General features: G+C 50.5%; 11 protein-coding genes and 1 pseudogene. 4 read left to right on the forward strand and 8 right to left on the reverse strand.

The features are described 5' to 3' along the window. Positions 1-23: 23 nt before the first annotated feature. On the forward strand, positions 24-2,474 hold the full coding sequence (gene gyrB / locus EPO18_RS06950) for a DNA topoisomerase (ATP-hydrolyzing) subunit B (RefSeq protein WP_292432418.1): 2,451 nt from the start codon (positions 24-26) through the stop codon (positions 2,472-2,474). A gap of 230 nt (positions 2,475-2,704) precedes the next feature. After that, on the forward strand, positions 2,705-3,484 hold the full coding sequence (locus tag EPO18_RS06955; RefSeq protein ID WP_292432419.1) for a GNAT family N-acetyltransferase: 780 nt from the start codon (positions 2,705-2,707) through the stop codon (positions 3,482-3,484). Positions 3,485-3,774: 290 nt separating this feature from the next. Here EPO18_RS06955 and EPO18_RS06960 read toward each other — a convergent pair whose 3' ends face one another. The 8 genes and pseudogenes from EPO18_RS06960 to EPO18_RS06995 all read right to left on the reverse strand — a co-directional run bounded on the left by EPO18_RS06960 (position 3,775) and on the right by EPO18_RS06995 (position 10,565). Beyond that, positions 3,775-4,587 (reverse strand): DODA-type extradiol aromatic ring-opening family dioxygenase, encoded by an 813-nt coding sequence (locus tag EPO18_RS06960; RefSeq protein ID WP_292432420.1) that lies wholly within the window; start codon positions 4,585-4,587, stop codon positions 3,775-3,777. Positions 4,588-4,658: 71 nt separating this feature from the next. Further along, complete coding sequence (locus EPO18_RS06965; protein ID WP_292432421.1) at positions 4,659-5,360, reverse strand: pirin family protein; 702 nt, start codon at positions 5,358-5,360, stop codon at positions 4,659-4,661. A 94-nt stretch (positions 5,361-5,454) separates the two neighbouring features. Then, positions 5,455-5,784 (reverse strand): annotated as a pseudogene (locus tag EPO18_RS06970) (YceI family protein); the annotation flags it as partial. A gap of 123 nt (positions 5,785-5,907) precedes the next feature. After that, the gene (locus EPO18_RS06975; RefSeq protein ID WP_292432423.1) at positions 5,908-7,074 is read right to left on the reverse strand and encodes an ABC transporter ATP-binding protein; all 1,167 of its coding nucleotides are present in this window, start codon (positions 7,072-7,074) and stop codon (positions 5,908-5,910) included. A gap of 10 nt (positions 7,075-7,084) precedes the next feature. Beyond that, positions 7,085-7,927: a carbohydrate ABC transporter permease gene (locus tag EPO18_RS06980; RefSeq protein ID WP_292432424.1), complete on the reverse strand. Its 843-nt coding sequence runs from the start codon at positions 7,925-7,927 to the stop codon at positions 7,085-7,087. Then, a complete protein-coding gene (locus EPO18_RS06985; protein WP_292432426.1) occupies positions 7,924-8,805 on the reverse strand; it encodes a carbohydrate ABC transporter permease in 882 nt (293 codons plus the stop codon). The genes EPO18_RS06980 and EPO18_RS06985 overlap by 4 nt, the downstream gene beginning before the upstream one ends. Then, on the reverse strand, positions 8,802-10,061 hold the full coding sequence (locus EPO18_RS06990) for an ABC transporter substrate-binding protein (protein ID WP_292432427.1): 1,260 nt from the start codon (positions 10,059-10,061) through the stop codon (positions 8,802-8,804). The genes EPO18_RS06985 and EPO18_RS06990 overlap by 4 nt, the downstream gene beginning before the upstream one ends. Before the next feature lie 288 nt (positions 10,062-10,349). Continuing rightward, positions 10,350-10,565, reverse strand: a complete 216-nt coding sequence (locus EPO18_RS06995) for a hypothetical protein (protein WP_292432428.1) — start codon at positions 10,563-10,565, stop codon at positions 10,350-10,352. A gap of 934 nt (positions 10,566-11,499) precedes the next feature. On the opposite strand from EPO18_RS06995, the gene EPO18_RS07000 reads away from it, so the two are divergent. Both EPO18_RS07000 and EPO18_RS07005 read left to right on the forward strand, forming a co-directional pair. Next, on the forward strand, positions 11,500-12,588 hold the full coding sequence (locus EPO18_RS07000; protein WP_292432430.1) for a DUF4238 domain-containing protein: 1,089 nt from the start codon (positions 11,500-11,502) through the stop codon (positions 12,586-12,588). Between the two features lie 275 nt (positions 12,589-12,863). After that, complete coding sequence (locus tag EPO18_RS07005; RefSeq protein WP_292432431.1) at positions 12,864-13,373, forward strand: YkgJ family cysteine cluster protein; 510 nt, start codon at positions 12,864-12,866, stop codon at positions 13,371-13,373. Positions 13,374-13,480 lie beyond the last annotated feature (107 nt).

Here is a 13,480-nt window from a genome sequence, read left to right on the forward strand (position 1 = left end):
CAACCAACAGGAAAGAAATAATCATGAGTAACCTTAGTGATCAAGTTGTCGAAACGTTAAGCCCAGCGGCTACGCCTGAATACGACAGCACCAATATTCAAGTATTAAAAGGGCTGGATGCGGTAAGAAAACGGCCGGGCATGTATATTGGCGATACGGATGACGGTTCCGGCTTGCATCACATGGTTTTTGAAGTTGTCGATAATTCAATTGATGAAGCCCTAGCTGGTTACTGTAAAGAGGTCAGGGTAGTTATTCATAGCAATGGTTCAGTCTCAGTTTCCGATGATGGCCGAGGCATTCCAGTCGATATTCATAAAGAAGAGGGCAGGTCAGCGGCAGAAGTTATTATGACCGTACTGCATGCCGGAGGTAAGTTTGACGATAACGCTTATAAGGTTTCCGGCGGCTTGCATGGCGTGGGGGTATCGGTTGTTAATGCTTTATCCGAAGAATTAAATCTCGAAATCCGCAAAAACGGCCAGCTTTACAAACAACAATATCGCATGGGGGAGCCGGTTGCTCCATTAGCCGCAGTAGGGCCTGCGGAAGGTTCCGGCACCTTGATAAATTTCAAACCCAGCGCAGAAACGTTTACCGATGTCGAGTTTCACTACGACATACTGGCAAAAAGACTCAGAGAATTATCCTTCCTGAATTCCGGTGTACGCATCAGCCTGGAAGACGAGCGTTCCGACAGACAAGATGTATTCGAATTTGAAGGCGGCATAGGCGCATTTGTCGAGCATCTGAATAAAAACAAAACGCCGCTGTTTCCCGAAGTATTCCATTTCGTCGCAGAAAAAGAAGGCGTTACCGTTGAAGTCGCTATGCAATGGAACGATTCTTACCAGGAAAACGTATTTTGCTACACCAACAACATTCCGCAACGCGACGGCGGCAGCCATTTGGCAGGTTTTAGGGGCGCTTTGACTCGAACCATCAATCAATACATCGAGTCCAGCGGTTTAGCCAAAAAAGAAAAAGTGCAAACTACCGGCGATGATGCACGTGAAGGTTTGACCGCAGTGCTGTCGGTTAAAGTACCCGACCCGAAGTTTTCCTCGCAAACCAAAGACAAGCTCGTTTCATCGGAAGTCAAGCCGCTGGTTGAATCGACGATGAACGAAAAGCTCCAGGAATTCTTGCTGGAAAAACCCCAAATAGCCAAAGCCATCGTCGGCAAGATTGTCGATGCGGCCCGTGCCAGGGAAGCGGCCCGTAAAGCGCGTGAAATGACCCGTCGCAAGACCACACTGGATATAGCCGGATTGCCGGGCAAACTTGCAGACTGCCAGGAAAAAGATCCCGCATTATCCGAACTGTTCCTGGTGGAAGGGGACTCTGCGGGCGGCTCGGCAAAGCAGGGTAGGGATCGTCGTACCCAAGCCATCCTGCCGTTAAAAGGAAAGATCCTTAACGTAGAGAAAGCCCGCTTCGACAAAATGATCTCCTCGGAAGAAGTCGGAACGTTAATTACCGCGTTAGGTTGCGGCATCGGCAAAGACGAATACAACCTGGACAAGCTGCGTTACCACCGCATCATCATCATGACCGATGCGGACGTCGACGGATCGCACATTAGAACCTTGTTGCTGACATTCTTTTACCGCCAATTGCCCGAGATTGTCGAGAAAGGTTATATCTATATTGCCCAGCCGCCGTTGTACAAAGTTAAAAAAGGCAAGCAAGAGCATTACGTTAAAGACGATAGCCAATTGAATGAATACCTGATCCAGCTCGCGCTGGATAAAGCCCAGCTTTTTACCGACGTATCGGCGCCGCCTATCCAAGGTCAAGGCCTGGAAAAACTGGCTAAATTGTTTACCGACGTAGACAGCATCAATAATCGCTTATCCAGACGTTACGATGAAGTTTTTCTGGAGCAGTTTGGTTATATGGATGTGATCAGTGACGAACTTAAGCAAGATCAGCAAAAGCTCGCAGCTTGGTTTGCCGATATGGAGCAAAGGTTGACTGACTCTGACAGCAAGGCGATATTCACCATTGAGTTGGATTACAAATCGAGCAGTGATTTTTCTGTCGTGGTTAATAAGCGCCTACACGCAATAACCAAAACCTTTGTATTGCCATCGACTTTTTTCAACGGCAAGGATTATCAAAAAATCGCGCAATATGCAGCAGATACCGCGGGCATGTTTAACGAAGGCTCCTTCATGCAAATGGGCGAAAGACAGCAGCCGGTCAGCAACTTTAAACAGGCTTTTGAATGGATGATGAAGGAAATCAAAAAAGGCCAGCATATCCAACGCTACAAAGGTTTGGGTGAAATGAACCCTGAACAGCTATGGGAAACCACATTGGACGCCAACAACCGGCGCTTGTTGCAAGTCAGAATCGAAGACGTGATTGCGGCCGATGAAATCTTCACGACATTAATGGGCGACGTGGTCGAGCCGCGTCGGGATTTCATCGTCAAGAACGCGTTGGATGTTACCAATCTGGACGTGTAATTTTTATTGTCAGTTCTCATAATTGTTATACGAATTCTCAAAATTTATTAACTGAGCATGGAAAAAGCCCGCTAGAGGCTGGTCGCTTTTAGCGCAGAACTTAAATAGGCAAAAGTGATTGGAGAAGGAATGTTTTTTAAACGAAAATTGACAGGCAAAAAACAACCCGTTACTGTCTTTCGGTCAATTATATTCAGTAAAATCAAGCGTAATGCTTTGAGGAGATCCCATTGACCAAAACGGTAATCCATATCGTCGATGACATTGAGCGACTCTTCGTGATCCGTTGGTCCAACAACCACGACATGCAGCAAATTCACGATTGGTTACAGGAAGAGGATGCGCAGGAAGTTTACGGCAATTTCCTCTGTAACTGGAACCTAACTCAGCAGTGCCATGAAGAAGGCACGCTGTTGGTTCTGATTGATGTAATTGAAGGTATTCCAGTCGCGTACCAGTGGAGCCAGTTGCTGAGGCCGGGCATCCTCCAAGTTCGTAATGATTGGAGAGGCAAAGGTCTTGGGCGGCTAATTGTTCAATATTGTATCGAGCTTGCATTGCAGCAGGATGAGATGGTTTTGGAAATTGAGTGCAAACCTTCTTCCTCTATCCCATTTTGGGAGGCAATGGGCTTCACGATCATTAAGGGTGAATTCGGAGAAACCGCCAAGGGCTTCAAGGTCTTGAGCAAAGAGCTAGCGCTACCGCCAGGCGGAAGACCGGCATTAGTGACGATTAGCTCGTTTCCCGAGGAAAGTAAATGGCGAGAGGGTGTTCCAGCAATAGTTAGTTATCGACTCGACGCCATCTTTGCTGATGATGAGAAGGTCCATTTGTCTGAGCGCGCGTCGTTTCCGAAGGACTTTCGCCGCATGGGTCGCGATCCAGTCATAGAAATCATAGTGGATGATAAGTTGATCTTCAGGGATAAGGCTAAGTATCAGACAGCCCAAGCTCACGGCGTGAAGTGGTGCCGCAATGGTTTCTACATCGATGCAGTCACAATATAAATGAGCTATATGCATTTCATGGTTCGATCTCACAACGCGATGAAGTGGCTGTACTCGTTTAATGCATGCTTGGTTGAAATCGATGCAAATTGGGAATCGATAATTCTCCTGGGATTGATTGGAATCCCAAAGCGTCCGGCTCCTGCCGGCCATTACCAGTCGATCATTCATTCCAGCTCAATGGCAGGTGGGAGCTTGAAAACTGCCATTCAACGGCACCTCTGCACCATTTGTTTTAATAGCGTCCTCTCCAAAATGATTTTTTATAGTTAGTTTTGAATAAAATCGTTTTACCAACTATAAGCACTCGCCATTTTCCCCATGATTTCAAACTCGAATACTCTTTTTGCTGCGGTGCTGGCGACGCCATAGCAAACATGTAGCGGCAACAAGTGCTCTTCTCTGGGATGGCAGTATCTTGCGGCAGGAGCGCGCTCCCAATTAATCAACCTGTGCTCCCGCTCCTCTTCAGTAATCTGTCTATTTGAACAGGTGTCAATCAACCAATGCTCGAAGGCCTGATTCATGGCCTGGGATTGTTGTGTCGATGGCGCAAAGAACGCTTTAAGATTATGAAATGAAAAACCGGACCCAATCACAAGTACATTATTTTTCCTCAAATCAGCCAAGGCCTTACCCATTCGGATATGCTGTTCGGGCTGCAAGTTATTGACCAAAGACAATTGAACACACGGAATGTTTGCTTCCGGATACATCAGCTTTAACGGCACAAATAAACCGCGGTCAAAACCTCGCTGATCATCAAACTGGGCGTCAATGCCAGCACGGCCTAATAGATTATAAATCTTGTTCGCTAGCTTAGGCGCACCCGATACAGGATACTCAATTTCATAGGCTTCTTTAGGAAAGCCATAATAATCATAGATCAGTGAAGGAAACACCCCGCTGGTAATAGTTGGCTTATTTTCTTCCCAATGTGCGCTAATGACTAAAATTTCAGACGGTTTTATAAGCGTTGGCGTAACCGTTCTAATAAAATCTATCATGTTTTGGTGGCCCTTATCGCCCAGCAGAGGCAGCGGGCCTCCTCCATGAGAAAGGTACAAAACAGAACTTCGTTGATTAGTTGATTCGTTGTTCATGTGAACTCAACACCTATAAACGTTGGTTAAGGATCGGTACGTGAAATCCGGGGTTAAGCCTTTCGGAACAGTTAAGGCGCCAAATCAAATACCAATATTTCTGCCTTCTTGGCATCCGTAATCTGGATTTGGCTTTCTTGCTCTAGCAATAGCGCATCGCCCGTACTGATTTTTTGGCCATTTACCTTAAGTTCTCCACGGATCAGGTGAACATAAGCCTTTCGGTATGGATCCAGCTTAAGGATAGTAGTTTCATTGCCATCAAATAATCCCGCATAGAGTTTGGCATCGGCATGAATGACGACAGAGCCTTGCTCTCCTGTGGGCGATGCTACTAGCCGCAATGCTCCCTGTTTCTCTGCTACTGGAATCGTCTTTTGTTCGTAACTTGGAGGGATTTCTTGCGCATTAGGCTCGATCCAAATCTGCAAAAAATGAGTTATGCTGCCTTCGGCGTGATTAAACTCACTGTGCGTCACGCCGCTACCTGCACTCATACGCTGCACATCGCCAGGTGGAATCCCTTTGATATTGCCCATGCTGTCTTGATGGGCAAGCTCCCCCAAAAGAACGTAGCTAATAATTTCCATATTGCGATGACTGTGCTTACCAAAGCCAGTACCCGGCTCAATGCGGTCTTCATTGATCACCCGCAAATTACCCCAACCCATATGATCAGGGTCATAGTAATCGGCAAATGAAAACGAGTGGTAGCTTTTGAGCCAGCCATGATCGGCATAACCGCGTTCTGAGGATTTTCTGAGTTTCAACATAGTAATCACCTAACTAGTTAACTGGATTATCCGTTACCGTTGACTGTTACCATTCTGGAACGAAATAACTTTAAGATTCGGCTTTAGCCTAAAGTTATTTTTTGACCGCTTCAACCGAAATAGTCAGCGTCACATCGTCACCCACGTTGGGGGCATATTTGCCCATGTTAAAGTCAGTACGTTTAATAACGGCTGTCGCATTGGCTCCGCAAGCATCCTTTTTCAGCATCGGATGTGGTATGCACTGGAAAGAGGTCAAAGTCAGTGTCACTGGTTTGCTGATGCCTTTAAGCGTCAGTGCGCCATCAACCGACGAAACTTTATCACCCTCGAAATTGACTTTACTGGAGGTAAAGTCAGCAGTTGGGTACTTGGCGGTATCCAGAAAGTCGGCACCCTGTATATGTTCGTTGAACAAGGGGTAGCCGGTATCAACCGGTTTATGTGGTCAATTTTCAACCGGTGTCAACAATTTAAGTCTAAAAAGGTACGCGATGCGTACCCTACGGGGCTTATTTTCCGGATAGACGATCAGATCGGCGGGGCGTTATCGCCGGGCTTGCGCCTCATCGGACAGACCGAGATTTTTCGTGGTTTCGATACTGAACAGCTGGATATTTCGTCTGTCGCACTGCAGCGCCAGCTTTTCCCCTTGCCGGATCGGCAGGGAGGGATCGAGGCGGGCGATCAGGCTTAACGCGCCGTCGGAGCCGATTCTTTCGCGGAGTGCTTCCGGCCAGGGATGATTCCGCCATTCCTCTGGAAGCCGGATCTCGCAATAGACATACAGTTCGGCGCCCAGCCATTCGAGCCGCTCCACGGAGGTATTCCAAATGATCGTATCGGGCATGGCGCTGACGGATGCGGCCAGCCGGAAATGTTCCGGACGAATGCCGGCAACGCCATAAGCGCCGTCTTTGATCGTTTCGGGCCAATCGACGGCACCGATGGGCAAATGCAGCTTTGGTCCGGCGATTGCCGCCGGCAGCAGATTCATGGCCGGCGAGCCGATGAAGCCGGCCACGAACAGATTGGCCGGATGATGATAGAGCGCTTGGGGTATGCCGATTTGCTGCAATTCTCCCCGGTTCATCACCGCGACCCGGTCGCCCAGCGTCATCGCTTCGGTCTGGTCGTGCGTCACATAAACCATAGTCGTACCGAGCCGCTTCTGCAGCCGGGCTATCTCGTTGCGCATCTGCACGCGCAAACGGGCATCCAGATTGGAGAGCGGTTCGTCCAGCAGGAACACCTGCGGTTCGCGAACCAGGGCACGTCCCATCGCGACACGCTGGCGCTGGCCGCCCGATAGGGTGGCCGGCTTGCGATCAAGCAATGGGGTCAACTCCAGAATTGCCGCCGCTTCGTCCACGCGGCGGTCGATTTCGGTATTCGGCAGTTTGGCCAGCCGCAACGGGAAGGCGATATTGTCGCGCACGCTCATGTGCGGATAAATTGCGTAGCTTTGAAAGACCATCGCCATGTTGCGGTTTTTCGGATCGAGGTCGTTCACGACTCTGCCGTCGACGCGGATTTCGCCTTCACTGACCTCCTCCAAGCCGACGATCATATTCAGCAGCGTTGATTTGCCGCAGCCGGACGGGCCGACCAGAATAAAAAATTCGCCGTCGCGAATGGTAAAGTTGGCGGCTTTCAATGTCACGGTGCCGTCCGGGAAGCGTTTGCCGACATGATTGAACTCAATCTTGGCCATCTTTTTCCTCCTAGCCTTTGACCGCGCCGGCCGTCAGTCCGGCCACGATGTGGCGCTGAAACAAAAGGACCATGATCACGATCGGCACGGTCACCACGACCGACGCCGCGGCGATCGAGCCGGTCGGTTGTTCGTACTGCGAAATGCCGGTAAAAAACGCGATTGCCGCGGGAACGGTGCGGGCGGCATTGGTGGACGTGAGCGAGGCCGCGAACAAAAAATCGTTCCAGGCGAAAATGAAGACCAGAATCGCCGAGGTGAACATGCCGGGCGCCGCCAACGGCGCCAGCACATAACGGAAGGCCTGGAACGGGGTGGCGCCGTCCACACGCGCAGCTTTATCCAAATCCCACGGAATTTCCCGAAAGAACGCCGACAGCGTCCAAATCGCCAGCGGCAGCGTGAACGTCATGTAAGGCAGGATCAGTCCGGCCCAGGTATCGAACAAACCCAGAAGCCGCCATAGCTCGAACAGCGGTCCGATAATCGCGACCCCCGGAAACATCGCTATTGCCAACGCCCCGGCCAGTAGCGTATTTTTGCCCGGAAATCTGAGGCGCACGATTGCATAAGCGGCGAACGTCGCCAGCACGACGGCCAGTAGCGTGGCGATCAGTCCGATCCCGGCCGAATTCCAGAGCGCAGACGGAAACTGAATGTCGGCGAATACGGCCCGGTAATTGTCGAAACTGACTTCGACTGGAAAAAAACGGCGGTCGTTCAGGTCAGCCGGACGCTTCAGCGACAGCGATACGATCCAGATGACCGGCAGCACAGCATAGAAGACCGTGACCAGGCTGGAAGCCACCCAGAACAGATATTCGATTGTATTGCCATTGCCCGGTTTCTTCATGGCCGCCCTCCAGGAGAGCGAGCGAAGGCGGGGCCGAAGCTTTTGAGGAACAGTAAAGCGATCGCCATCATGGTGCAAAAAATGAGTACCGCCACCGCCGCACCCAGGCCCAGATTGAGCCGCACGATCAGCGTATTGTAGGCGACGATCGAGACCGTTTCGGTGTCCTGCGCGCCGCGTGTCTGGACATAGACCGAGTCGAAAATGCGGAGGGCGTCCAGGGTGCGGAACAATAGCGCGACCCCGATCGTCGGCATCATCAAAGGCAGGGTAACTTTGCTGAACCGCTGCCACGCGTTAGCGCCGTCTACCCGCGCCGCCTTGATCAAATCGTCCGGAATCAGGGTCAGGCCGGCCAGCAACAACAGGGCCATGAACGGCGCGGTTTTCCAGATTTCGGTAAAGATGATCACAAATAATGCCGGCCCGCGTTGCGTGAACCAGGATATTTCGAGATCGAGCAGGGCATTCACGAAGCCGGTAATCGGATCGAAGGCGAATTTCCAGGCCAAGGCGGCGACTACCGTGATGATCGCATAAGGGATCAAGACAGCGGTGCGCACCGTGCGCCGGCCCCAGGCGGCCTTGTGCATCAACAGCGCCAGTGCGAGTCCAAGAATCAATTCGAACGCGACCGATATGGCCGTGATGACCAGCGTATTGGTCATGGCCTGCCACCAGACTTCCGAAGTCAGCACTTCCGTATAATTGGAGAAACCGACGAATTTTCGGTGCTCCGGAAAGCGCAAGTCGTAGCGGAACAACGAGAGCCAAAGCGCATAAAGGATAGGATAGGCCGTAACCAATAGCATCGCGGCAGCTGCCGGCGCACAGAGCAGCCACCCCAGCCGGTGCTCGGCGCGCTGCAGCCGGTTCATAATAGCCCTTCCGAATGCAGCGCCCGGGTGATGGCCTGGTGCAGATTCACCGCGTCCTTTTCGGGATCGATCGCATGCAAGGGATGCAGCGTGCGGCCGACGGCCAGGGAAATATCGTTATACGCCGGCGTCTTGGGCCGCAATGTCGCATCGCGCAGCGTTTCGCGCAGCACATCGGCGAACGGAAATCGGCGGCGGACCTCGGGATCGTCGTAAAGCGCTTCCAGGGTCGGCGGCAAGCCGCTTTTAACTGCGGCGCGGATTTGATTGGTCTTCGAAGCCAAACATTCGGCCGCCGCAAAAGCAAGCTGCGGATGACGGCTAAAGGCCCCAATGCCGAGGTTGAGACCGCCGGCCGCAACCCGGCTGGGCCTGTCGCGATAAACGGCCGGCCAGCGTGCGACCGCCATCTCGGACGCTACCTTCGGCGCGTTCCGCTGTGCGCTGTGCCAGACGTAAGAATAATTGACCATAAACACCGGTTGCCCGGTTTCAAACGCCATCCGCGCTTGGTCCTCTCTTGCCGTATCCAGCGCGATGTCGGCTGCCGGTGACTGCGCCAACCGTTTCATCAACGCCAGCGTCGCAACGGTGGACGGCCGATCCAGGGCCACGGCGTTGCCGGCCGTATCGAGGATCGAGCCGCCGGCCGAAGCCAGCAGCGAGACAAAGAATACGGTTAGCCCTTCATAGCGTTGCCCCTGGATTTGAAAAGTACCCGCTTTGCCCAAAGCTTCCGCCTGCTCGATCAGCTCGTCCCAGGTGGCTGGGGGCTTGTTTACTCGGTCGCGACGGTACCAGAGCAATTGCGCGTTGCTGGTGAACGGCGCCGCCCACAGCCGATCCCGGTACGTGGCGCTGGCCACTGTAACCGGCAAACGCCCCGAGGTAACCTGCTTGGCCGATAATTCGGGCCAGGGCAACACCCAGCCCGCTTCGGCGAATTCGGACGTCCAGATCACGTCCATGCCGATAATATCGATGTCCGCGTCTTTGGCAGCCAAACGGCGCACCAACTGTTCCCGCTGCGGGTCGGCATCGGGGGGTAACGGCGTCAGCACAATGCGGTAGCGGCCGGCGGACCGTTCGGTACAGTCTTTGGCAGCCTCGAGAAAGGCGCCGGAGGGTTCGTTGAAGACGTACCAGGCCAGCGCCGGCGTTTGTCGATCCTCGACGTGGCGGCAACCTGCCGCCGCCGTGAGCGCGCCGGCGAGCAGCAAGAGAAGACAGAAGTTGAATCCGGATCGACAATACACAGTGTTGAAATCCTCTTCGACAAGCTGGGCTAGGTTCGAAATCTCTTTTGCAGCCGCAAATAGGCTCCCTAAAAAATTAGACTCTGAAAATGGTATTCATACTGCATGCCGACTCCCGATTCCATCACAGCAATTTATCGAAAACAGGTGCTTGCCCGGTTCTTTCTCGTTCAGTAGCGTCTGTAGTAGTTCAAACCTAATCTGACAGTTACTGGTTTTTAGAGGTGTCTGTCTGGTTAAGTCTGAACTAATACACGTTATTGTTGTTGAGACATCTCTAAGCATTGCCTATACTGCAGTGGAAAGCAATAGCACCTCATTTTCATTGGCAAGTGTGCGAAACTTTTTAAACAGTTTCTTCAGGGCTTCGGTTGTTAACGTTGCCCCTTCTTGCTTTATTGTTTGCAGGAGTTGTTCACCGATATACTTTACCACTTCCGTAACTACTCCTAGGACTATTGGAGTGATCAACATCGCTGCTTCAGCGACTCCAAAGCCCAGCATCTCATCTTTAGCTGTATGACGTTGAAGTGTCTTTTCCGGATCTTTAAAATACGCTTCTTTAATAGGTCGGAAGAGTGGAGCTCCTGAGGAGCAATTTGGGCTACCAAGTCACGAGCTAGATCGCCTACCAATTCAGTTTGAGCGGGTTGCGTCATGTGCATGTGCACCTCCACATTCGTCCTCGTTAGTGAAATCGAATATCAGTTTCTATTGGCTCTGAAAGATATTGATTTTCTAAAACATTTAAAATACACAAGTACTATTCAGCTTAAGATTGCTAACTCATACACTTCAGATTAATGGTCAAAATATAGTATTCCGATTTAAATACAATACGCGCAGTTACCTAATTATAATTAAATCGGAAAGTAGGCGGACTTGGTAATTAAAAAACTGTTCAAGTTTTTTGTGCAGCAAACAACAGTAAAGATTATCAATATCTCTCAATGGCTGACTTAGTTCTTATAGCAGTCTTACTCTGTATATTTTGACTGTCTGTTGTGGGTCGATTGCGATAATTCACACAACTGCTTCTCTACTGGCGCAATCATATCGGAATTGGTCGCGGTTTTGCGACCGGAATTCGGCCAGTGCCAACCACGCTGAATCCAACCACGGTTTGCACAAAACGGACAGTTATCACTTTGGGCAGGAATGGAGCGGGCTTAGATACAGAAACTTAGGAAGTAGAGACCCGACAGACAGTGAACATTTGCTATCGACCCTGAGCTGCCCTTCACCGCAAGTGCGTGGACGGCTGGTTAGTATCGAACAACAGCCGGTCGATAGAGCATGTAAACCCTATATTAGCCGATACAGGAAGAGCATTTACAGGGGAATCACTGATGTATTGCCTGTAATGAGTCGATCATGGATGATATAAAGAAACCGTCTACTTGCTGTCAGACTTTATTGGAGCCAAATTGCAGAGCTAATGGCAATAAACAAGAATCAACATTTCGTGCCTCGGTGCTATCTTAGGCCATTCACTATTGATGAGGAGGGAGTCGCTATCAACCTCTATAACATCGATAAAGAAAAATTCATAGAGCTTGCGCCGGTTAAGAATCAGTGCTCCAGAGACTATTTTTATGGACAAGATGATTTGCTTGAGAGGGCAATCCAATCCGTTGAAGTCGGATATGCAACTGCATTACGCGACATCCTGAGACCTGGCTACACATTGACTGATGAACACCGGACCATATTGCGGATGTTTTGGTTATTTCAATATCTGAGAACAGAAGCCGCCGCAAAGAAGTCAGTAGAAATGCTAGCATCTATGGGTGATGTGACAGGAGTTACAGACCCTGTTTTTCAACTCAGTATTAAAGATGCCGTAATTATCGCTATGCGTCAATTTGCAAAAGTAATGCACGCAATTGACGACTTGAAAATCTGCCTCATCAGAAACAAAACGCAAATTCCTTTCTTTACTTCTGATGACCCTGCCGTTCTCACAAATAGATGGTGGCAAACTGACAAGCGAACCCAAGGACGCTCATTCGGGGTGGGTTCTGCGGGTGCCATTATCCTGCTTCCTCTCAGCCCGAAACTTTTGTGCCTTGGGTATGATGGTTATGTTTATAGTGTTCCGCATAATCGAGGCATGGTAGACGTGTGCAAAGAACAAGATATCGCTTCATTCAATCAGCATCAGATTCTCAAGTGCCACGCAAACTTGTTTGTTCAGCGTGCCGAACACTCTGGAATTATTCATGAGGCATTTGCGGAGGTTGCAAAGAACCGTCCGACGAATCGCTACAGAATCAACTATGCGGTGCTTGATTGTAGTGAAGGGGAATATACTCGATATCGTGTTGTCGCCCCAGATGAACGCGAAGAACACACTGACATACTGCTTCACACTCAGGAAATTCATCCTGTCCCTCTTTCGTGGCCAAGGCAAATAGCTTTCAGGAGCAAAGGCACAGTCTTTACAAATGGAACAGGAATTGGATTTATCAGAGATGCAGGAATAGCGCGACCAACTAGGAAGCCATTTTATAAGGAACCGGCATAGTTTGCCTGCTCGGCGCATGAAGCCCTTGACGTCGGGCCAGTTAGCATCCGTTTAATGGCGGTTTTTAAGCTTTCACCTGCCATTAGTCCGAAATTATTGATTAGTCGCTCTTGGCCGATCCTTGCCGGTCCAGATTTCATAAATTGTGAGATTTCGTTAGATTTTTACCTTTAATTATGAGATTTTTAACCAAAAGCCTAACCTCATAATTTGTGTAACCTTTTGATTTTTATAAATGGTGTTAAGCCATAAATTATGAGATCCGACAATACCGGATGAGTACAGTTGCACAAATCCATGCCGATATTGAAGCGCGCGTACAACTGATCCGGGGCAACAATCCCGATTGGTTGTGCGGTCTGGGGTGCGACGGGTGTTGCCGAAAACTCGCCGAAATACCATTGCTCATCAAGGCGGAATGGGATTTGTTGCGGGAGGGGCTGGCTGCATTGCCGCAGGAGCAGTTTCAGGAAATAGGCCAGGGCATCGCTGCATTAGCCGAGCAGTCATCGCGCCCCATAGTCTGTCCGATGTTGGATCGGTCGGCTGGGGCCTGCAGGGTCTATGCCCATCGCCCGGCAGCTTGCCGCACCTACGGGTTCTACGTCCAGCGCGATAAGGGACTTTACTGCAAGGACATCGAGTCACGCGTAGCTGGCGGCGACTGGGCCGAGGTGGTCTGGGGCAACCAGGATGCTATCGACCGCCGTCTCTGCGGTTTGGGTGATACCCGCGAATTGACCGAGTGGTTCATGAGCAGGAAGAAGGATGCAGACACCGTCTGAAAGGTGTAGCTGCTGATGATTCGCACTATCGAGTGGAGTTTCAATTTCCCAGAGGAACTGTATGACGGGGGAAAACTATTAGGGATGCGCTGACAAATTATTTCCGC

It is taken from the genome of Methylobacter sp. (assembly GCF_004322395.1).
Lineage (GTDB): Bacteria > Pseudomonadota > Gammaproteobacteria > Methylococcales > Methylomonadaceae > Methylobacter_A.

Bases quoted from the DNA above. Each gene is read 5' to 3' on its own strand.
- gyrB (WP_292432418.1), top strand. From the start codon at position 24: ATGAGTAACCTTAGTGATCAAGTTGTCGAAACGTTAAGCCCAGCGGCT.
- EPO18_RS06960 (WP_292432420.1), bottom strand. From the start codon at position 4,587: ATGAACAACGAATCAACTAATCAACGAAGTTCTGTTTTGTACCTTTCT.
- EPO18_RS06965 (WP_292432421.1), bottom strand. From the start codon at position 5,360: ATGTTGAAACTCAGAAAATCCTCAGAACGCGGTTATGCCGATCATGGC.
- EPO18_RS06975 (WP_292432423.1), bottom strand. From the start codon at position 7,074: ATGGCCAAGATTGAGTTCAATCATGTCGGCAAACGCTTCCCGGACGGC.
- EPO18_RS06980 (WP_292432424.1), bottom strand. From the start codon at position 7,927: ATGAAGAAACCGGGCAATGGCAATACAATCGAATATCTGTTCTGGGTG.
- EPO18_RS06985 (WP_292432426.1), bottom strand. From the start codon at position 8,805: ATGAACCGGCTGCAGCGCGCCGAGCACCGGCTGGGGTGGCTGCTCTGT.
- EPO18_RS06995 (WP_292432428.1), bottom strand. From the start codon at position 10,565: ATGCTGGGCTTTGGAGTCGCTGAAGCAGCGATGTTGATCACTCCAATA.
- EPO18_RS07000 (WP_292432430.1), top strand. From the start codon at position 11,500: ATGGCAATAAACAAGAATCAACATTTCGTGCCTCGGTGCTATCTTAGG.
- EPO18_RS07005 (WP_292432431.1), top strand. From the start codon at position 12,864: ATGAGTACAGTTGCACAAATCCATGCCGATATTGAAGCGCGCGTACAA.